General features: G+C 63.7%; 16 protein-coding genes and 2 tRNA genes. 4 read left to right on the forward strand and 14 right to left on the reverse strand.

Annotated features, from left to right (window positions below):
* Positions 1-2 precede the first annotated feature (2 nt).
* Positions 3-2228: a glycosyltransferase family 39 protein gene (locus tag QFZ30_RS20525; protein ID WP_307079450.1), complete on the reverse strand. Its 2226-nt coding sequence runs from the start codon at positions 2226-2228 to the stop codon at positions 3-5.
* On the reverse strand, positions 2225-3640 hold the full coding sequence (locus QFZ30_RS20530) for a bifunctional glycosyltransferase family 2/GtrA family protein (RefSeq protein ID WP_307079452.1): 1416 nt from the start codon (positions 3638-3640) through the stop codon (positions 2225-2227). The genes QFZ30_RS20525 and QFZ30_RS20530 overlap by 4 nt, the downstream gene beginning before the upstream one ends.
* A 794-nt stretch (positions 3641-4434) precedes the next feature.
* Between QFZ30_RS20530 and QFZ30_RS20535 the strand changes: the two genes are divergently transcribed.
* A complete protein-coding gene (locus QFZ30_RS20535) occupies positions 4435-4767 on the forward strand; it encodes a cupin domain-containing protein (RefSeq protein ID WP_307079454.1) in 333 nt (110 codons plus the stop codon).
* A gap of 19 nt (positions 4768-4786) precedes the next feature.
* Positions 4787-5083, forward strand: a complete 297-nt coding sequence (locus tag QFZ30_RS20540; RefSeq protein WP_307079456.1) for a DUF4287 domain-containing protein — start codon at positions 4787-4789, stop codon at positions 5081-5083.
* A gap of 132 nt (positions 5084-5215) precedes the next feature.
* Here QFZ30_RS20540 and QFZ30_RS20545 read toward each other — a convergent pair whose 3' ends face one another.
* The gene (locus QFZ30_RS20545; protein ID WP_307079458.1) at positions 5216-6097 is read right to left on the reverse strand and encodes a rhomboid family intramembrane serine protease; all 882 of its coding nucleotides are present in this window, start codon (positions 6095-6097) and stop codon (positions 5216-5218) included.
* 9 nt (positions 6098-6106) lie between these two features.
* Positions 6107-6652 (reverse strand): peptidylprolyl isomerase, encoded by a 546-nt coding sequence (locus QFZ30_RS20550; RefSeq protein WP_307079460.1) that lies wholly within the window; start codon positions 6650-6652, stop codon positions 6107-6109.
* Between the two features lie 155 nt (positions 6653-6807).
* Here QFZ30_RS20550 and QFZ30_RS20555 point away from each other — a divergent pair, with 155 nt between their 5' ends.
* Entirely contained in the window at positions 6808-7788 is a 981-nt protein-coding gene (locus tag QFZ30_RS20555; protein ID WP_307079462.1) for a hypothetical protein, read from the forward strand.
* 138 nt (positions 7789-7926) lie between these two features.
* The gene (locus QFZ30_RS20560; RefSeq protein WP_307079464.1) at positions 7927-8802 is read left to right on the forward strand and encodes a glycosyltransferase; all 876 of its coding nucleotides are present in this window, start codon (positions 7927-7929) and stop codon (positions 8800-8802) included.
* 25 nt (positions 8803-8827) lie between these two features.
* Here the strand turns inward: QFZ30_RS20560 and QFZ30_RS20565 are convergent, their stop codons facing one another.
* The 10 genes from QFZ30_RS20565 to gnd all read right to left on the reverse strand — a co-directional run bounded on the left by QFZ30_RS20565 (position 8828) and on the right by gnd (position 18948).
* Positions 8828-9781 (reverse strand): DMT family transporter, encoded by a 954-nt coding sequence (locus QFZ30_RS20565; RefSeq protein ID WP_307079466.1) that lies wholly within the window; start codon positions 9779-9781, stop codon positions 8828-8830.
* A gap of 129 nt (positions 9782-9910) precedes the next feature.
* A tRNA-Ala gene (locus QFZ30_RS20570) sits at positions 9911-9986 on the reverse strand.
* A 72-nt stretch (positions 9987-10058) separates the two neighbouring features.
* The gene (locus QFZ30_RS20575) at positions 10059-10175 is read right to left on the reverse strand and encodes a DLW-39 family protein (protein ID WP_307079467.1); all 117 of its coding nucleotides are present in this window, start codon (positions 10173-10175) and stop codon (positions 10059-10061) included.
* 68 nt (positions 10176-10243) lie between these two features.
* Positions 10244-10317 (reverse strand) — tRNA-Ile (locus QFZ30_RS20580).
* Between the two features lie 98 nt (positions 10318-10415).
* Positions 10416-11045 carry a DUF3566 domain-containing protein gene (locus QFZ30_RS20585; protein WP_307079469.1) on the reverse strand — a complete coding sequence of 210 codons (630 nt, stop codon included), beginning with the start codon at positions 11043-11045 and terminating at the stop codon, positions 10416-10418.
* On the reverse strand, positions 11042-13720 hold the full coding sequence (gyrA, locus tag QFZ30_RS20590) for a DNA gyrase subunit A (protein ID WP_307079471.1): 2679 nt from the start codon (positions 13718-13720) through the stop codon (positions 11042-11044). The genes QFZ30_RS20585 and gyrA overlap by 4 nt, the downstream gene beginning before the upstream one ends.
* A 57-nt stretch (positions 13721-13777) precedes the next feature.
* A complete protein-coding gene (gene gyrB / locus QFZ30_RS20595) occupies positions 13778-15868 on the reverse strand; it encodes a DNA topoisomerase (ATP-hydrolyzing) subunit B (RefSeq protein WP_307079473.1) in 2091 nt (696 codons plus the stop codon).
* Positions 15869-16253: 385 nt separating this feature from the next.
* Positions 16254-16817 (reverse strand): DUF721 domain-containing protein, encoded by a 564-nt coding sequence (locus QFZ30_RS20600; RefSeq protein ID WP_307079475.1) that lies wholly within the window; start codon positions 16815-16817, stop codon positions 16254-16256.
* Positions 16810-18018, reverse strand: a complete 1209-nt coding sequence (recF, locus tag QFZ30_RS20605; RefSeq protein ID WP_307079477.1) for a DNA replication/repair protein RecF — start codon at positions 18016-18018, stop codon at positions 16810-16812. Before recF ends, QFZ30_RS20600 begins: the two co-directional genes overlap by 8 nt.
* Positions 18019-18063: 45 nt before the next feature.
* Positions 18064-18948, reverse strand: coding sequence for a phosphogluconate dehydrogenase (NAD(+)-dependent, decarboxylating) (gene gnd / locus QFZ30_RS20610; RefSeq protein ID WP_307079479.1), 885 nt, complete (start codon positions 18946-18948; stop codon positions 18064-18066).
* Positions 18949-19045 lie beyond the last annotated feature (97 nt).

Here is a 19045-nt window from a genome sequence, read left to right on the forward strand (position 1 = left end):
TGCTAGTGGCTCAACTTGTAAACGGTGGTGTTGCCGACGGTCTGGGCCGTGAAGTTGGCTGCGACCCACGCTGCGACCTCGGAGTTGCTTCCACGGCCCCCACCCATATCCCCGCCACCCATACTGCCGCCGGCAATGAAGTATCCGATCTGCCCATTGGCCACCATCTCCTCGAACTGGGCCAGGGTGGGATAGGGATCGCCGCCGTTCCAGCCGCCCAGCGCGATCACGCTGGTCCCGGTGGCGAGTTCCAGATTGGCCGCCTGGGTGGCGCCGGAGACAATGGCTGACCACTTGGTGCCGCTGGAAGTGAGCAGTGCATTGAGTTCGCTGTTGTTAGCGCTTTCACCGCCCATGCCGCCGGGTCCGGCCATGCCGCCTGACGCCTGGGGCGCCGCACTCCCGTCAGCGGTGCCACGGCTGGCGTCCGTGCGGGCACCGGGTCCCGTGGCACCCGGCGTGCCGCCGCTCCTCGCGCCGTCAGCGGTGCGGCCGCCGCGGGCTGCCGGGTTGCCAGCACCGACTCCGCCGAAGCCGCCCATCGCCGAACCGGACGGGCCCGACGTCGGGATGGAACCCGAGTGCGCTGTCGCGGCCGTCGCCAGCGTCCACGCAGCAGCGCCCAGGCCGCCTGCCAGCAGTGACACGACGACGACCGCCGCGGCGGCCGTGCGCCGGAGCCGGCCGGCGCCGAGCCGAAGCCGATCTGCCCTGAGCAGCACCGCCGTCGTGGCGAGGACGGAAAGGACCACGACAGCTATCCGGATCCACGGCAGCCAGGATGCGTCCCTGCCCAGCAACACTGCGGACCAGAGCCCGGTCCCGAGTACGGCGGCGGCCAGTACGATCCTGGCTGGCCAATGGCTCCGGCGGCGCCAGAGCTCGGCCCCGCCGATTCCGACGATGGCCGCAATGCTGGGGGCCAGGGCCACTGTGTAGTACGGGTGCACAATGCCGCCCATGAAGCTGAAGATCGCGGCCGTGACGAGGAGCCAGCCGCCCCACAGGATGAAGGCGGCCCGCCTGGCCGAGCTGCGGACCTCCCGGCGCGTGAACCACAGTCCGGCCGCGAGCAGGAGCAGCGACGCGGGGAGCAGCCAGGAGACTTCACTTCCGAAGCTGGTACCGAACAGGCGGCCGATTCCAGCCTGGCCGCCGAACCCGGCGTTGCCGCCGGCTATCCCCCCGCCAGCGCCTCCTCCGGGCATACCGCCGCCGGCACCGCCTTCGCCGGAACCGGTGATGCGGCCCAGGCCGTTGTACCCGAAGGTCAGCTCCAGGAAACTGTTTCCCTCGGACCCGGCCATGTACGGCCGGGCAGACGCGGGAGTGAGCTGGAATAGGGCAATGTAGCTGCCGGCCACCACCAGGATCCCGGCCGCGGCGCCCAGCAGGTGAACGAACCGCTTGCCGAGGGTTGTGGGAGCTGCCCACAGATAGGCCAAGGCCAGGCCGGGCACAATCAGGAAACCCTGCAGCATCTTGCTCAGGAACGCCAGGCCCACCACCACGCCGGCGGCGGCCAGCCATTTCCAGCCGGCCTTCTCGATGGCGCGCGTGGTGAGGTAAGCGGCCAGCACCAGGCAAAGCGTGAGCATGGCGTCGGGATTGTTGAAGCGGAACATCAGCGCCGCCACCGGTGTCAGCGCCAGGGCGCCGCCAGCCAGCAAACCGGCGGCCGGCCCGGAGACCCGCTTCACAGTGAGGTACAGGACTCCGACGGCGGCCACACCCATGAGGGCCTCGGGCACCAGCATGCTGGTGGCCGAGAAGCCGAAGACCCGGCCGGCGAGGGCTGGAATCCACAGCGCGGCCGGGGGTTTGTCGACGGTAATGGCGTTGCCGGCATCCAACGAGCCGAAGAGCAGGGCGGTCCAGTCCTTGGTGCCGGCCTGGATGGCCGCCGCGTAGAAGCTATTGGCATAGCCGCTGGCGGCAAGGTTCCAAAGGTAGAGGAACGCTGTGGCCACCAGGAGGCCCGCGGCGGACGGGCGGACCCAGCGCGGCTGGTCACCGAAAGCGAGACCCTTCCATCCCCGGCTGTGCAGCCTGGACCAACCGCCCCGGAGGGTGTGCGCTGCCCGGACCCCGTGCGAATGCGCCGCCGCAGCGGCCGTGAATCCGTGCCGTGTGCCGGCCACGGAAGCGGTTCGTTTCAAGGTTCCCTGGGATGTGCTGCCCTGTTCCGGGTCCTGCAGGTTCTGGCCGGGGTTCAAGGTGGAGGTCATGAGATGGCCTTGTCGGTCAGGGGCGACAGGGTCGCTGTGGTGGGTGGTTCGGTAGAAGCGATGGTGGAAGCGAACTCAGCGGGGCCGCTTTTCGGGGCGCGGCCGTCGGGGACAGCGGGCGGCCTCGGGTGGCGGAACACCCACAGCCGGAAGAGCAGGAATTTCAGCGCGGTAGCGGCGAGGTTGGCCGCCGTGACAGTGGCCAGTTCGGCCCAGCGGCCCGGCGTCGTCGTACTGTGCACGAGGGCAAGCGCAGCTGACGTGAGCCCGAGACCCAGCCCGAAGACAATCAGCCCTTCGAAGTGGTGCCGGGCAGCGTAGCTGCCGCCCTGGATTCCGAAGGTGAAGCGCCGGTTGGCTGCAGTGTTGGCGACGGCGGTGGACAGGAGGGCGAGGAAGTTGGCCAGCTGGGGGTCCATGAAGCCGCGGCAGGCCAGGAACAGCAGCAGATACGCCAGCGTGGAGACGATGCCGATCGTGCCGAACCGGACGAGTTGGCCGAGGAGGCTATTGCGGCGGTTCTGCTCGGTGTCGCGGGCGCCCGCAGGGAGCGGCCCACGGGCAAGGGCGGCCCGGAGTTCGGGGACCGGGATGCGTCCGGAGACCAGATCCCCGGTCAGGCGTGCCATGCCGCGCAAGTCCGCGAGGGCGGTCTGGACAATGTCGACGCTGGAGTCGGGGTCATCGATCCAGTCCACCGGGACTTCGTGGACGCGCAGGCCGCAGCGCTCGGCGAGTACCAGCAGTTCAGTATCGAAGAACCACTCGTTGTCCTGTGTGTAGGGAAGGATTCGGCGTGCTACGTCCGCGCGGATGGCCTTGAAGCCGCACTGCGCGTCCGTAAAACGGGCGCCCATGACGGAGCGCAGCAGGAGGTTGTAGCTGCGTGAAATGAATTCGCGCTTGGGCCTCCGGATGACGCGGGACGAGCGTGTGAGCCGCGTGCCGATGGCAAGGTCCGAATGGCCGGAGATCAACGGGGCCAGCAAGGGCGCCAGGGCCGCCAGATCCGTGGACAGGTCCACGTCCATGTAGGCCAGCACTGGTGCGTCGGACGCAAGCCAGACCCTTCGCAGAGCGTTTCCCCGGCCCTTCTCAGCCAAATGGACCACGGCGACCTCCGGAACCTCACGTGCTACCCGCTCTGCGATGGTCAGGGTCCCATCCGTGCTCGCGTTGTCCGCCACGGTAATCCGGAACGGATGCGGGAAGTACTCCTGGAGGTAGCCGTGAAGCCGGCGCAGGCATTCCTCCAAATCCTTCTCCTCGTTGAACACCGGGATCGTCACGTCCAGCACGGGCGTGGCCGACCGCGTGTCCACCCGGGAGCGACGCAGAGCGGGGAGCGGCACGGGAATACCAGGCGCGATGTGGCGCAGCCTGTGCCCTGTGACCTGGTCTGTGATCATCATGGTCCAACGCTGGCTCCACAGAATATGAGGGACTTAAGCGTTTCCTGTGCTGCTCCTGTGTAAGCCGGCTGTAGGTTCTCAAGGACCTGAGCCAAGGCGTGGTAGCCAATGCAGGCGCTGACCATGAGCACGAACCAACAGGCCGGGTTTTCCACTTGCTAACACTCCGCTACCCACAAGTTATCCACAGTTGTGGACAACAATCCACACGATGGTGGACCTGGCGCCGATGACGGTGCCAGCGCAGCTTCACGCGATTCCGAACTACATGTTTGTAAGTTATTAACACTGTGAATAACCTGTGGAAATCCTGCGCTAAGCATCAGCGTGCAGTGCTAGGCGGGGCGGAAGGCGCGTCGATGTCCACAGGCGGCCCCAAAATCCGGGAATTATCCACTTAACCACAGGGGCATCCCCAGGTGTTATCCACAATTGTGGAAAATCAACCGTGGCTTTCCTGGACGGAGCCCGCCGCCAGTGGGCTGCGTTCATAGAAGTTATCGAACTACAGCAGTGTAAGTTACCAACAATGTGGATATCCCCTGTGGATAACTTTGTTTTGGCCGCGCCGACCTTGTTCAATTCCGCGCGTCTGGGATGCTTGTGTCCCGGAGATGAATTCGGAGGGACGCTTAGGGTGGGCTGACACAGCGCACGGCAGAGTCTTTTCGCAGACCGTTCTCACGGAATCTCCGTCGCGAACCAGTCAAAGGAGCACATTCATCGAAACAGGGACAGCGTCACCACCATCTGTTGTTGGATCGGCCAGTCTCCGTATCGCCGGCAGCGATACCTTGCGTTTTGAAGGTCAGACCTACGGGTCCGGCATCTCCTTCTTCCTGGTGACCAACAATCCCGGCGAAGGACCGGACCTGCACCGGCACCCCTATAGCGAAACGTGGACGGTCCTTGAAGGGACAGTCCGATTCACCCTTGATGACACAGACTGCACCGCCGGTAGCGGCGGCACCATCGTGGTGGCACCTGGGATCTGGCACCGCTTCGAAAATGGCGGGGCCTCAAAGCTCGTCCTGATGTGTATGCACGCCTCACCGCATATCATCCAGGAATGGAAGTATCCACCGGGGGCGGACCGACCCTCGGCGAATGGGCAGACAACAAACTGAGAACCGAAAGGAAACCACAATGTCATTCCAGGCTTACCTCGACAAGATAGAAGACAAGACCGGGCTCACTCCACGGGAGCTGGTCAACCTGGCCCGCGAGCGGGGTTATCATGATCCCGCCACAAAAGCGGGAACGATCACTGACTGGTTGAAACAGGACTACGGACTGGGACGGGGCCATGGGATGGCACTCGTCCACGTCATCAAAAACGGCCCAAAAATCGATGACAAGCATGTCGGGTCCGGCGGTACCCACAGTGACCCTTCCGACCAATTATGGCTCGACGGTAAAGCCACAAATCCCGGCACGGTCTGAATACGAGTGCATGTGCAACCCTGGGCCCCGGCTCCATAAGCCGAACGGACCGGTTGCCAGTGGCAGGTTCAGGCCATGACCGAGGACAGCGCGGCCTGCCCGCCCAGGGTGGTCCATCAGGGCATCGAGTACTCAGCCGGCGGTGACCCGGACCCAGCTCACGACGATGAGCAGTGCCGCAACGGCTACCAGGCCGGCGGCCTGCACCAAGCCCTGCCGCGGACCTCGCGGAGTGTAGGCGATCACGGCTGCACAGAGCCCGCCAGTGATAAGTCCGCCCAGATGCGCCTGCCAGGCGATCTGCGGAATGAGGAACCCGATCACACCATTGATGGCGATCAGTACCCACAGCTGTCGGGTGTCGCCGCCACGGTGCCGCTGGACCAGGAGCATTGCCCCGAAAAGCCCGAAGATGGCACCGGAGGCGCCCACCACTCCAGCAAGCTGCTGACCGGGAACGAGAAGCGGGTTGAGCAGCAGATAGCCCACCGAGCCGCCGACGGCGGAAATCAGGTAGAGGGCAAGGAAACGCACCCGTCCCAACAGTGGTTCGAGGGCCTGCCCGAAGATCCACAGCGTGTACATGTTCAGCACGATGTGCAGGATGGAATCGGGCGAATGGAGGAAAGCCGCGGTCAGCATGCGCCACGGTTCGAAAACGCCGTATTCAGGCGTGGCGAACACGTTGTTGTAGGCGAACTGTTCGTAGACGGCGCCGCCGGGTATCACCCATTGCAGGACGTACATCAGCGCACAGACCGCGATGATGCCGAAGGTCACCAGTGGCCTGCCCGTTGCCACGGCGCCGCCGTAGACGGTCCGGACTCCCGGCGTCGTGCGTTTTGTTTCGTTGACACAGTCAACGCACTGGAACCCGACGGCGGCCGCCCGCTGGCAGTCCGGGCAGGCTGGACGCCCGCAGCGCTGGCAGCGCACGTAGGAGGGCCGGTCCGGGTGCCTGGGGCAGACCGGGACCTGTGCGGACGGCTCCGCCGACGGGATTCCGTAACTCATGCGAGGGAATTAAAGCTGTTCGATGTCGATGCTGTTGATGGTGACATCCTCAACCGGACGGTCGCCCATGCCGGTGCGGACGCCTTCGATGGCGTCGACGACCTTCTTGGATTCGTCGTCGGCCACCTCGCCAAAGATGCTGTGCTTGCCCTGCAGCCAGTCCGTGGGGATGGTGGTGATAAAGAATTGCGAGCCGTTGGTGCCCTTGCCCATCTGGATGCCGGCGTTGGCCATGGCCAGTTTGTACGGCTGGTTGAAGCTGAGCTCAGGGTGGATCTCGTCGTCGAACTTGTAGCCCGGTCCGCCCACGCCGCGGCCCAGGGGATCGCCGGCCTGGATCATGAAATCCTTGATGATGCGGTGGAAGATGGTGCCGTCGTACAGCGGCGTTCCCGTCTTGTCCTCGCCGGTCTCCGGGTGGGTCCAGGCCTGCTCGCCTGTGGCGAGGCCGACGAAATTCTTGACCGTCTTGGGCGCGTGGTTGCCGAAGAGGTTCACGACGATGTCGCCGAGGCTGGTGTGAATGGTTGCTTTTGCAGTTGCGATGGCAGTCATAAAGCCCATTCTTCCACGGCGGGTCAACGCGGAGGCGGCTGGAACTGCAGTTCCGCGCTGGGTGAAATCGGCCGGAATTCCGCGGGGAGAATAGCCGGTGGGGGCCAATCCACGTAGGCTAACAACAGAACCGTCACATTAATTGGGAGGTAGTTGTGAAGAAATCGGATCGTATTGCCCGTGACCTTGAGCAGTCAGTGAACAGCGCAGTAGAGAATGCCAAGGATTGGGCCGCCCCCCGCGTAGAAGCAGCAGTGGACTGGGCAGTTCCCCGTTTGCAGCAGGGGCTGGATACCGCGTCTCCCAAAATCCAGGAAGGGCTCAAGACCGCGGCCCACAACCTTGCCGACGGCGTCGCAACAGTCACGCCGCGCATCCAGGACGGGCTCGCCCACCTCGCCCCCAAGATCCACGACGCCGTTGAAGGCGCCACACCCCGCCTCCACGAGGCACTGGACAAGGCCACTCCCGTGATCCAGAACGCACGGGACCGCGTGGTGGTGGAATACCTTCCGCGCCTCTCGGACCAGATCGGGCACGCGTCCGACGCCGTGCACCGCACCCTGGAAAGCACCCCGGCGCACGTGGATGCCGTTGCGCAGAAGCTCAGCGACGTCGGGATCGTGCACGCCCTCCAAGAGCAGGCGCAGACGACCGGCACCCACATCAAGGCTGCTGCCGCTGAAGCAGGTAAGGCAGTGGGCGTCCAGCTGGCCCAGCCGGAGAAGCCCAAGAAGCGCGGCTGGCTGGTGTTTGGCGTGATCGCGGCCGCCGTGGCAGCCGCGGTTGCTGCCTGGAAGGCTTCCAAGCCCGTCGAAGACCCTTGGAAGACGCCGTCTCCCGTTCAGACCACCCCGGCCCCGGTTCCTGCCACCGCCGTGAACGAGACTCAGGATTCGGCGGCAGAGGAAGCCGGCGCCGCTGAAGCTTCCGCAGCTGCGGCTGCCGAGGCAGCCTCCGGCGCAGCCGAAGATGTTGCGGAAGAGACCAAGGACACCGCGGATGACGCGGACAAGGCCAAGCACGTAGCGGACGATTCCTCTGAAGCGGCAGCGAAAGCTTCCCCGGATGCCAAGACCGCCATGAAGAACATTGCGTCCAACATGAACGGAACCGCGGACAAGAACATCAGCTAGTAGGCGCAGGCCGCCGAAGGCCGGTACATCGAAGGGGCTCCGCTTATGGCGGGCCCCTTCGGTCGTTTCCCAGTATTTACCCAGCCTTTGCCCCTGTCGGCGGCCGGGCGGCCGCCGATCGGTGCTAAATTTGAACTGATGTCAGCCGATAAATCCTCTGGGGATGCCTTGAACGACGCAGCCGAGCTGCCCCGCGTGTCCATTGTTATTCCGGCTTACAACGAGGAGAGCGTGATCCGGCAGTGTCTGATTGCTGCCATCTATCAGTCTGTTCCGGCCCACGAGATCATCGTGGTGGACAACCTGTCCACGGACCGTACTGCAGCCATCGTCCAGCAGATGCAGCTGGAGTATCCCGAAAGTCCCATCATCCTGCTGAGCCAGGACCAGGCACAGGGCCTCATTCCGACCAGGAACTTCGGCCTGAACCATGCCACTGGAGACGTCCTCGGACGCATCGATGCGGATTCCGTCGTGGAGCCCGACTGGGTTGAGCAGGTGCAGAAGGCGTTCCTGGACCAGTCCGTACAGGCGGCTACCGGCCCAGTGGTCTACTACGACATGCCCATGCGGCGGTTCGGTTTAAAGGCCGATGACAAGATGCGCCAGCTGATGCTGAAACTCGCCAAGCACCAGTACCACTTCCTGTTCGGCTCCAACATGGCGCTGCGTGCCTCAGCCTGGAAAACCATCCGGGACGAAACCTGCCGGGATGAAAAGGACGAGATGCACGAGGACATCGACCTCTCGCTGCATCTCGCCGACCACGAGCTCAAAGTCCAGTACTGGCCGCAGATGGTGTCCGGCATGTCGGCGCGCCGGCTCGAGGACTCACCCCGGGACTACCGTTACTACGTGACACGCTTCGACCGCACGTACAAGGCGCATAACGTCAAGAAGATGGCCCTCAAGGCACCCATGGTGGTGTTCTTCTCGGTCTACTTCCCGGCAAAGCTCCTGCGCGCCATCCACACCGTAAACACCGCGCAGCCCATCCGCCGCGGCGGCCAGTAGCCCCCGTCGGAACACGCGCCGGGCCTCAGTCTGTGCCCAGCTCCGCCAGGCGTTCCGACGGCGGGCCGCCACCCCGGGAGCCGGGCGGAGAGTCCCGGCCCTTCCTTCTGGCCCGGCCGGACCGCTGACCAAGGACCACGACCGCGAGCCCCATCAGGATGAGCCCCAATCCCGCGTAGGTGCCCGCCGGGAGGGTCTCGTGCAGGAACACGGCTGCCAGCAGGGCCGCACCCGGTATCTCCAGCAGTATGATCATCGACACCAGTAGCGGGCTCATGGTGGCCAGCAGGTGATTAAAGGCTGTATGGCCCACCAACTGGGCGCACACGGTGATGGCGGCGATGCCAAGCCAGCCAACGGCGTCGAACCCCACCAGCGGCTGATGGCTGACGAGCGCGAGCAGCGCCACCATTGCGGCACACATTCCGTAGCAGAGCGTGGTGTACGTTCCCGTGGTCATGCTTTGCCGGGCCTTGCCGCCCGCCAGCGTGTAGAGGCCGGCCAGGGCGCCGCCGGCCACCGCCAGCAGATCACCAAGGAGTGCATCCGGTGAAGATCCCATATCGAAACCCGTGATGGCAACCACACCACCAAAGGCAATTCCCAGGCCTGCGAGCACCTGCCAGCGGTGCCTCGTTCCACGGACCAGCTGGAAGACGGCGATCCATGCGGACTGGAGGCAGACCAGGGCAGTTGCCGCAGCCACGGAGGTGAGCTGCAGTGAGGTGATAAAGCAAGCAAAGTGCAGGGCCAGGGCGAGCGCGGCCAGCAAAGACCAGCGGAACTCGCTTCGGGTGAGCCGCCCGAACTGCCGCGGTTCGCGGATCAGCGTGGGAGTTGCCATGACAGCGGCCCCAATGGCGTTCCGCCAGAAGGCTATTGCCAGGGCACTCACCGTTGTGGCCCCGAGCGTGGCGGCGATCAGCGGACCGGAAGACGCAACACCCAACACACCGAGCGCTGCGATGAAGAAGTTCACTGTCCAACCCTACTGTGGCATCAGCGCGTGTCCACGCCCCGCAGTCCAAGGCTCAAGGGGTCAAGGACCCCCTTGCGAAGCCAAAGCAAAAAGTCCCGGACAGCGTTTCCGCTGTCCGGGACTTTCTTATGGTGGAGGCACGGGGACTCGAACCCCGAACCCCCTGCTTGCAAAGCAGGTGCGCTACCAATTGCGCCATGCCCCCATAAGAAGCAACCCGACAATCATACCCTAGAACCAGAGAGCCGTTTACCAGCTCCAGGCCCTGGAATCCGGGCTAATCAACCTTGTCGGTTGACTCGCTCCAGACTGTTTTCTGGGCTTCGGATTCCTGTGCCTTCTTGTAGAGCAGGACGCCTGCGATCGCAGCTGCAAGTACCAGCAACTTCTTCACATGCACCCCGTTCCGGCTCGGATCTACCTAGGTAACCCGAACCTCCACTTGAACCTGCACAGGTTCCGTGGGCGTACCAGGACTTGAACCTGGGACCTCTTCGTTATCAGCGAAGCGCTCTAACCGCCTGAGCTATACGCCCCGATGCCTCATCGGGCCGAGATATGACTTTACAGCACATCCCGGCCCGATCTCAAATCGAGGTACTCCACCGGCAAATATCCGGAAAATTGCGGGTTTTCAGTCGTCCGTCAGGGTGACACCGATGCCGCCGACCAGTGTCGCCGAGATGTTGTACAGCACGGCAGACAGCATGGACAGCGCAGTCAGCAGGACCACATTCACTACCGCGATAATCGTGGCGAAAGAGGCCACCTGCCCCAGGGACGCGACCTTCTTCAGCTCGAACCCGCCTCCCTCGGAACCCGCCAGGGTCCCCAGGAGACTGTCCACCTGATCAAAGATGCCCGTAAGGTCCAGGACGGTCCACAGCACAATGGCCGCCACTACAGTGACGATTCCCAACGCCACGGAGAGGAGGAATGCCATCTTCAGGACCGACCAGGGATCCACCTTGCTCACGAGCAGCCGTGCACGCCTGACCTTTGCCTTGGGCGCCGGCTTGACCAGTCCGGGAGCACCCTGGGCGGCTCGCTGGCCCTGGCCGGGCTGATCCTGCGCACGGCGCGGGCCTTGCCCTGGCTGCACCGGGCGCTGGCCGGGAGCAGCGGGCCTCTGGCCCGGAACGCCGGCCGCTGCCGGCCGCTGCGGGGGACGGACGGGTGCGTTCACCCGGGGAGCGGCCGCGGGTTGGCGTGTTCCGCCGGGACCATTGCTGGTCGGCTTGGGATATGAGTCGGGATTACTCACTCGTTACCTCCGGTGTAGTCTTCGTTCGGCTCAGCGTCGCCCGAGGCGTCCTCTGACTCAACGGCCGGTGATGTTTGTGCCACTGCCTCTGACTCTGCGGATCCCTCGGGAGATCCGGCCTCATCAGCCAACGTTACGTCATCGTCCATGGATTCATCGCCCTCAAGTCCACGTTCGCTGTTCCGTGCCACCTCGATGATCCGGTCATTCTTGTCCGGTTTCGCGAAGATGACGCCCATGGTGTCGCGCCCCTTGGCGGGGACTCCGGCGACCGAAGAACGAACAACCTTGCCGCCTTCCATGACCACCAGGACCTCGTCCTCTTCCTGGACAATCAGGGCACCCACCAGGTCGCCGCGCTCTTCGGCAAGCTTGGCAACCTTGATTCCCAGGCCACCGCGGCCCTGGAGCCGGTACTCTTCCACTGCCGTGCGTTTCGCATAGCCGCCCTCGGTCACAATGAACACAAACGATCCGTCCGTGACCACGTTGGCGGCCAGCAGCTCGTCCTCCTCGCGGAACTTCATGCCGGTGACCCCGGAGGTTGCGCGGCCCATGGGACGCAGGGCGTCATCGGTGGCCGTGAACCGGATGGACTGGCCCTTGCGGGAAACCAGCAGGAGGTCGTCAGTTTCGGAGACCAGCTGGGCGGACACCAGCTCGTCCTCGTCCCGCAGGTTGATGGCAATCACGCCGGCGGAGCGGTTGGTGTCGTAGTCCTCCAGGCGGGTCTTCTTGACCAGGCCGCGCTTGGTGGCGAGGACCAGGTAGGGTGCGTGCTGGTAGTCCTTGAGATCCAGTACCTGGGCGATGTGTTCGTCCGGCTGGAACGCCATTAGGTTGGCGACGTGCTGGCCCTTTGCGTCGCGGCCTGCCTCCACCAGCTCGTAAGCCTTGGCGCGGTATACCCGGCCAAGGTTGGTGAAGAACAGCAGCCAGTGGTGGGTAGTTGTGACAAAGAAGTGCTCCACAACGTCATCGCCGCGCAGCTGTGCACCCTTGATGCCCTTGCCGCCGCGCTGCTGTGAGCGGTAGTTGTCGCTCCGTGTGCGCTTGACGTAGCCGCCGCGGGTGATGGTGACAACCATTTCCTCTTCGGGGATCAGGTCCTCCATGGACATGTCACCGTCGAAACCCATCAGGATCTTGGTGCGGCGGTCGTCCCCGTGCTTGGCCACGATCTCACCCAGCTCGGTGCTGATGATCCCGCGCTGGCGTTCCTCGGAAGCCAGAATGGTGTTGTACTCGGTAATCAGGGCTTCGAGTTCGGAGTGCCGGTCCTGGATCTTCTGCCGTTCCAGGGCCGCAAGACGGCGCAACTGCATATCCAGGATGGCACGCGCCTGCAGCTCATCGATATCCAGCAGCTGCATCAGGCCGTCGCGGGCGGCCTCGGTGGTGTTGGAGGCGCGGATCAGGGCAATAACCTCGTCCAGCATGTCCAGGGCCTTGAGGAGGGCACGCAGGATGTGCGCTTCCTCTTCAGCTTTGCGCAGGCGGTAGCGGGTCCGCCGGGCAATAACGTCCATCTGGTGCGTCACCCAGTGGCGGATGAAGGCGTCGAGGCTCAGGGTGCGCGGCACGCCGTCGACGATTGCCAACATGTTGGCTGCGAAGTTGTCCTGCAGCTGGGTGTGCTTGTAGAGGTTGTTCAGCACCACCTTGGCCACAGCATCGCGCTTGAGCACAATGACCAGGCGCTGGCCGGTGCGGCCAGAGGTCTCGTCCCGGAGGTCCGCGATGCCCTGGATCTTGCCGTCTTTGACCAGTTCGGCGATCTTGATGGCCAGGTTGTCGGGGTTGGCCTGGTAAGGCAGTTCGGTGACCACCAGGCACGTGCGGCCCTGGAGTTCCTCCACGTTGACCACGGCGCGCATGGTGATGGAGCCGCGGCCCGTCCGGTAGGCGTCCTCGATGCCCTTGTGGCCCAGGATGGTCGCGCCGGTCGGGAAATCGGGACCCTTGATGCGGAGCAGCAGTTCTTCCAGCAGTTCCTCGCGGCCCGCCGTCGGGTTGGCCAGGTACCACTGGACACCGTCGGCAACTTCACGGAGGTTATGCGGCGGAATATTCGTGGCCATGCCTACGGCGATCCCGGACGAGCCGTTGACCAACAGGTTGGGGAAGCGGGCCGGCAGGATGGTGGGTTCCTGGTTCTTGCCGTCGTAGTTGTCTTGGAAGTCGACGGTCTCCTCGTCGATGTCCCGGACCATCTCCATGGCCAGCGGGGCCATCTTGGTTTCCGTATACCGGGGGGCAGCCGCACCGTCGTTGCCGGGCGAGCCGAAGTTCCCCTGGCCCAGGGCGAGCGGGTAGCGCATGGTCCAGTCCTGGATCAGTCGGACCAGGGCATCATAGATCGCGGTGTCACCATGGGGGTGGTACTGGCCCATGACCTCGCCCACCACGCGGGCGCACTTGTTGAACGAGCGGTCCGGGCGGTAGCCGCCGTCGAACATCGCGTACAGCACGCGGCGGTGCACGGGCTTCAGTCCATCGCGCACATCCGGAAGCGCGCGGCCCACAATGACCGCCATGGCGTAGTCCAGGTAGGAGCGCTGCATCTCAGTCTGCAGATCCACCTGCTCTACGCGATCGACCAGCACATCGCCTTCAAGAACGGCGTCCGGAAGACCGGCGGAGTCCGCCGGGTTCTCGGGTGTTTCGTCACTCATAGTCTATTTTCCGTTTCAGGTATATGTCAGTTATGGAATATCAATCCGCGCAGCGGATTAGATATCCAGGAACCTGACGTCCTTGGCATTCTGCTGAATGAAATTACGGCGTGACTCCACGTCTTCGCCCATCAGCGTTGAGAAAATCTGGTCCGCGGCCAGCGCATCGTCCATGGTGACCTGCAGGAGGGTACGGTGGTCCGGATCCATGGTGGTGTCCCACAGTTCGGTGTAATCCATCTCGCCGAGGCCCTTGTAGCGCTGTATGCCGTTGTCCTTGGGGATGCGGCGGCCGGCGGCCTGGCCTGTCAGCAGCATTGCATCGCGCTGCTTGTCGCTGAAGACGTAGTCATGCGGAGCATTGGACCACTTAATCCGGTACAGCGGAGGCTGTGCCAGGTAGACGTAGCCGTTCTCGATGAGCGGGCGCATGTAGCGGAACAGCAGGGTCATTAGCAGTGTGGTGATGTGCTGGCCGTCAACATCGGCATCAGCCATCAGCACAATTTTGTGATAGCGGAGCTTGGTGAGATCGAAATCCTCGCCGATGCCGGTCCCGAAAGCCGTAATCATGGACTGGACCTCGGCATTGCCCAGGGCCTTGTCCAGCCGGGCCCGCTCAACGTTCAGGATCTTGCCGCGCAGCGGCAGGATCGCCTGGGTTTCGGGGTTGCGCCCTCGTTTGGCTGAACCGCCGGCCGAATCGCCCTCCACGAGGTACACCTCGCACTTGGCCGGGTCCTTCGAGGAGCAGTCCGAGAGTTTTCCGGGCATCCCGAAGGACTCCAGCGGGCTCTTCCGGCGGGCATTGTCACGGGCCTTCCGCGCGGCCATTCGCGCCTGAGCCGCAGAAATCGCTTTGCGGATGACGTCGCGGGCCGGTCCGGGGTTCCGCTCCAGCCAGTCACCCAGTCCGTCAGTGACCACACGCTGGACAAAGCCCTTGACTTCGGAATTGCCGAGTTTGGTTTTGGTCTGGCCCTCGAACTGCGGTTCTGCGAGCTTAACGGAAATGACGGCTGTCAGGCCCTCACGGATGTCATCACCGGTGAGGTTGTCATCCTTTTCCTTGATGATGCTCTTCTCGCGCGCATAGCGGTTGATGAGCGAAGTCATCGCGGCGCGGAAGCCCTCTTCGTGGGTTCCGCCCTCGTGGGTGTTGATGGTGTTGGCGTATGTGTGGACGCTTTCGGAATAGGCGTTGGTCCACTGCATGGCCATTTCCAGCGCAATGCGGCGTTCCTTGTCCTCGGTTTCGAAAGCGATGACGTCCTCGTGGACCACATCCACCTTCTTGCCCGAATTCAGGTGCTTCACATAGTCCAGCAGTCCGTCGTCGTACTGGTAGACAACGGTGCGGTGTTCCGCGGCGACCTCACCTTCGGTGACCACGGCGTCAAGGTCAAGATCACCATCGGCGGCGTCGTCCTCAGTGGAGGTGCGCTCGTCCGTCAGGGTGATGCGCAGGCCCTTGTTGAGGAAGGCCATCTGCTGGAATCTGGCGCGGAGGGTCTCAAAATCGAATTCGGTGGATTCGAAGATACCTTCATCGGGGTAGAACGTCTGGGTTGTTCCTGTCCGGTCGGTTTCATCACCCTTCACCAGGCCGCCCTGGGGCTTGCCGCCGTCAGCGAAGGACATCCGCCATACGTTGCCTTGGCGCCTGACCTCTGTCTCAACCCGGCTTGACAGGGCATTCACCACCGAGATTCCCACACCGTGCAGGCCGCCGGAAACCGCGTAACCGCCGCCCCCGAACTTGCCGCCAGCGTGCAGGATGGTCATGACAACCTCGACGGTGGGCTTGTGCTCGGTGGGGTGCATGTCCACGGGGATACCGCGGCCGTCATCAACCACCTTGACGCCGCCATCGGCCTGCAGGACCACTTCGATGTGTGTGCAGTATCCGGCCAGGGCCTCGTCAACAGAGTTGTCCACCACTTCATAAACCAGGTGGTGGAGCCCCCGGAGGCCGGTGGAGCCGATGTACATGCCGGGACGTTTTCTGACGGCTTCGAGGCCCTCAAGAACCGTAATGTCGCTGGCGCCGTATTCGCGCGGTGTCACAGCTTCCGCCGGGGTGTCAGGTGTACGGGCATCCTCCAGTGCGGGTTCCACTGCCTGGATATCTGTATTGTCGTTAGCCACAGGCGCTGTCGACTCCTCTGTTTTCGATGATGGCCGGCCGATTCCGTTCCCCAGGGTCCATAAGGGAAAGGATCCGCCAACAGGCACAAACTGATGGCGCTAGCTACTTGGTCGACGTGCGGAACCGTGGTCCGCTGGCTGTTAGCGCGCGGAAAACAGACCCAGTCAACGTTTCACCGGCGCCCAGTTATCTGATGTGATTCTATCGTGGACCCGGGCATAATCCCGCATTCCAGGGGCAACGGCGGACACTAATGTGCCTGTGCGAGGCCATTGACCCGGCCTAGGGCGCCCCAGCGGTCCCGTCTTTGGGTTCCTATACGCCCCAAGGGCGTTGCAGCGCCCTACACGGCGTCGGACGAATATTCAAGAGTCGCCGCGGCGCTTATCCGTAGGTGTCACGGGGACCGCGGCCGTTGACGGTACGGCCGCCCTTGCGCCAGCTGGGCGCGGACGGTCCCAGCACCTGGATGCTGGTGACCACACCGTCTCCCAGTTCGGTGCGGAACTTTTCCAGCAGGCTCAGGCTCAGGAGCCGCAGCTGTGTGGCCCAGGCCGTTGAATCGCAGCGCACATGAAGCGTGGTGTCACTGAAGCTTTCCGGGGTGCAATGTGCAGAAATCTCCGGTCCCACCAGGGTCGCCCACTCAGCCATGACGGATCCCACCGCTACCGGCGAGGTCCAGCCGCGCTCCGCAACCAGCCGTCCCACCACCTTGCCCAGTCCCAGGGGGTCCCGTCCGGTGGCATGGAACTGGCTGAAGCCGCGGGTGTCCCTGATTCCACGCTTGGATTTTTCCGTGCCTGCGGCCCGGGGTGCTTTGCGACGGATCTCCCCACGTGCCGCAGCTGCCTCGCGCATCCTGTTCAGAGCCGCCTGGGGCGCGTCGATGTTATCGGGATCGCGGCCCGGTTGAAGACCGCCGCCGCTCTTGTCGTCCCTACTCATCAATTCCTCCCGGGATAACCTTCACCCGCCGGCCGGACAGCTCTTCCGGAATGTCGGCGTCGACGGCGGCGGTCACCAGGACCTGTTCCGCACCGGAGACTATTGCCGCCAGTTTACGCCGCCGCTGGACGTCCAGCTCGGCAAAAACGTCATCAAGGATAAGGATCGGGGCGGATCCGCCGGTCCGCGCGTCATCGAGCATCACGTAATAGGACGCCAACCGGAGCGACAGGCACATTGACCAGGTTTCGCCATGCGAGGCATAGCCTTTGGCAGGTGCCTCGCCGAGGACCATCTCCAACTCATCCCGGTGCGGTCCCACTAACGAAATGCCGCGTTCAAGTTCCTTGCGGCGGGACGCCGCAAATGCCCGGACGTAGCGGTCGGTGAGCTGTTCTACAGAAAGTTCCCGGAGGTCTTCCTGGCCGGCAGCCGTGCCGCCACCCGCAGTCCCGCCACTTCCCGCACCCAAAGCAGGCGCGCCGTCGTCGTCCATCAGGTTTTGAAGCGTGGAGCGGTAGACAGCGCCGGCTTCCTTGGACCCGTCCGTGAGCTGGGCATACGCCCTGGCCAGGTGGGGACGCAGCCTTTCCACAAGCTCCAGGCGCGCATGCAAAAGTTCGGCGCCCGCCCGCGCCATGTGCTGATCCCACACGTCCAGTGTGGCCTCATGGCCGGCACTGAATTTTCCGGCCCGGGCGGATTTCAAGAGGGCGTTACGCTGCTTGAGAACACGGTCGTAATCGCTGCGCGTTGCTGAGTGGCGGGGAACCAGGTTCACCAACAGCTCGTCGAGGAACCGGCGTCGGCTTGATGGATCCCCCTTGACCAGGGCCAGGTCCTCGGGAGCAAAAAGGACCGTCTGGCAGATACCCAGGAGGTCCCGGGCACGCACGGGGTTGCTCCGGTTGATGCGGCCGCGGTTGGCCCGGTTGGCGTTGATCTCCAGTTCCAGGACCGTGGTCTGGCCGCCGCGGACCAGCCGAGCCCGGACCAGGGCGCGTTCCATGCCGAACCGCAACAGGGGACCATCTGAACTGACGCGGTGGGAGCTCAGCGTGGTCAGATAACCGATGGCCTCCATCAGGTTGGTCTTACCGATCCCGTTGGAGCCCACCAGCACGGTGACTCCGGGCTCCAGGGCTAGGTCTACCTGGGCATAACTGCGGAAGTCAGTCAATGAAAGGTGTTCTAGATACACGCCGTCTTCAGAATTCTCGGGACCCCTCGGATCCCGGGGTGGCTACTACTTGGCGGGACGGGTGGCATGCCCGCCGAACTGGTGGCGCAGTGCTGAAACCATCTTCATGGCCGGGGAATTGTCCTCACGGGATGAAAAACGTGCGAAGAGGGCGGCCGTGATGGCCGGCGCCGGAACGGCGTTGGCTATGGCCTCCTCAACTGTCCAGCGTCCTTCGCCGGAATCTTCCACATAGTCATCGATGGATTCCAGGCCCGGATCCTCGTCCAGCGCCTTGACCATAAGGTCCAGCAGCCACGAACGGACCACCGTGCCCTTCTGCCACGCGCGGAAGGTTCCGGGCAGATCCGTAACGATGTCCTTGGCCGCCAGCAGTTCATAGCCTTCGGCATAGGCCTGCATCAGTCCGTATTCGATGCCGTTGTGGACCATCTTTGCGTAGTGACCGGCGCCGATACCGCCCACGTGGACAAAGCTGTCTGCCCGTTCTCCCTCCGGGCGCAGGGCATCAAAGACCGGAAGTGCGCGCTCGATATCGGCTGCCTCGCCGCCGGCCATCAGGCCGTATCCGTTCTGGAGCCCCCACACACCGCCGGAAACGCCGCAGTCCACGAAACGGATGGCCTTTGCCGCCAGAACGGCACCGTGTTTCTGGTCCTCTGTGAAACGCGAGTTCCCGCCGTCAACCACCAGGTCGCCGGCGTCAAGCTTGTTTCCAAGTTCGGTGATGACCGCATCGGTGATCTCACCGGCGGGGACCATGACCCAGATGAGGCGTGGTGCAGGCACCGCGGCGATAAGGTCATCCACCGACGCAACATCGGTGATGTCGGGGTTGCGGTCCAGGCCGGTGACCTCGATTCCCCCCTTGCGAAGCCGTTCGCGCATGTTGAAACCCATTTTTCCAAGGCCGATCAGTCCGATATGCACGGTGGAAACTCCTTCTGCGCTGGTGAATGGGGGGTGCTCAGTAGCGCCACCCAAGTAGGTCGCACTAAGCGTCGTTTTGGGGGCCCAAAACGACGAA

The organism is Arthrobacter pascens (genome assembly GCF_030815585.1).
Taxonomy (GTDB): Bacteria; Actinomycetota; Actinomycetes; order Actinomycetales; family Micrococcaceae; genus Arthrobacter; species Arthrobacter pascens_A.

What these genes read in the sequence shown, in the direction of transcription:
- QFZ30_RS20525 (WP_307079450.1), bottom strand. Translation starts at nt 2,228, where the DNA reads ATGACCTCCACCTTGAACCCCGGCCAGAACCTGCAGGACCCGGAACAG.
- QFZ30_RS20600 (WP_307079475.1), bottom strand. Translation starts at nt 16,817, where the DNA reads ATGAGTAGGGACGACAAGAGCGGCGGCGGTCTTCAACCGGGCCGCGAT.
- QFZ30_RS20540 (WP_307079456.1), top strand. Translation starts at nt 4,787, where the DNA reads ATGTCATTCCAGGCTTACCTCGACAAGATAGAAGACAAGACCGGGCTC.
- QFZ30_RS20550 (WP_307079460.1), bottom strand. Translation starts at nt 6,652, where the DNA reads ATGACTGCCATCGCAACTGCAAAAGCAACCATTCACACCAGCCTCGGC.
- QFZ30_RS20560 (WP_307079464.1), top strand. Translation starts at nt 7,927, where the DNA reads ATGTCAGCCGATAAATCCTCTGGGGATGCCTTGAACGACGCAGCCGAG.
- gyrA (WP_307079471.1), bottom strand. Translation starts at nt 13,720, where the DNA reads ATGAGTGACGAAACACCCGAGAACCCGGCGGACTCCGCCGGTCTTCCG.
- QFZ30_RS20530 (WP_307079452.1), bottom strand. Translation starts at nt 3,640, where the DNA reads ATGATGATCACAGACCAGGTCACAGGGCACAGGCTGCGCCACATCGCG.
- QFZ30_RS20545 (WP_307079458.1), bottom strand. Translation starts at nt 6,097, where the DNA reads ATGAGTTACGGAATCCCGTCGGCGGAGCCGTCCGCACAGGTCCCGGTC.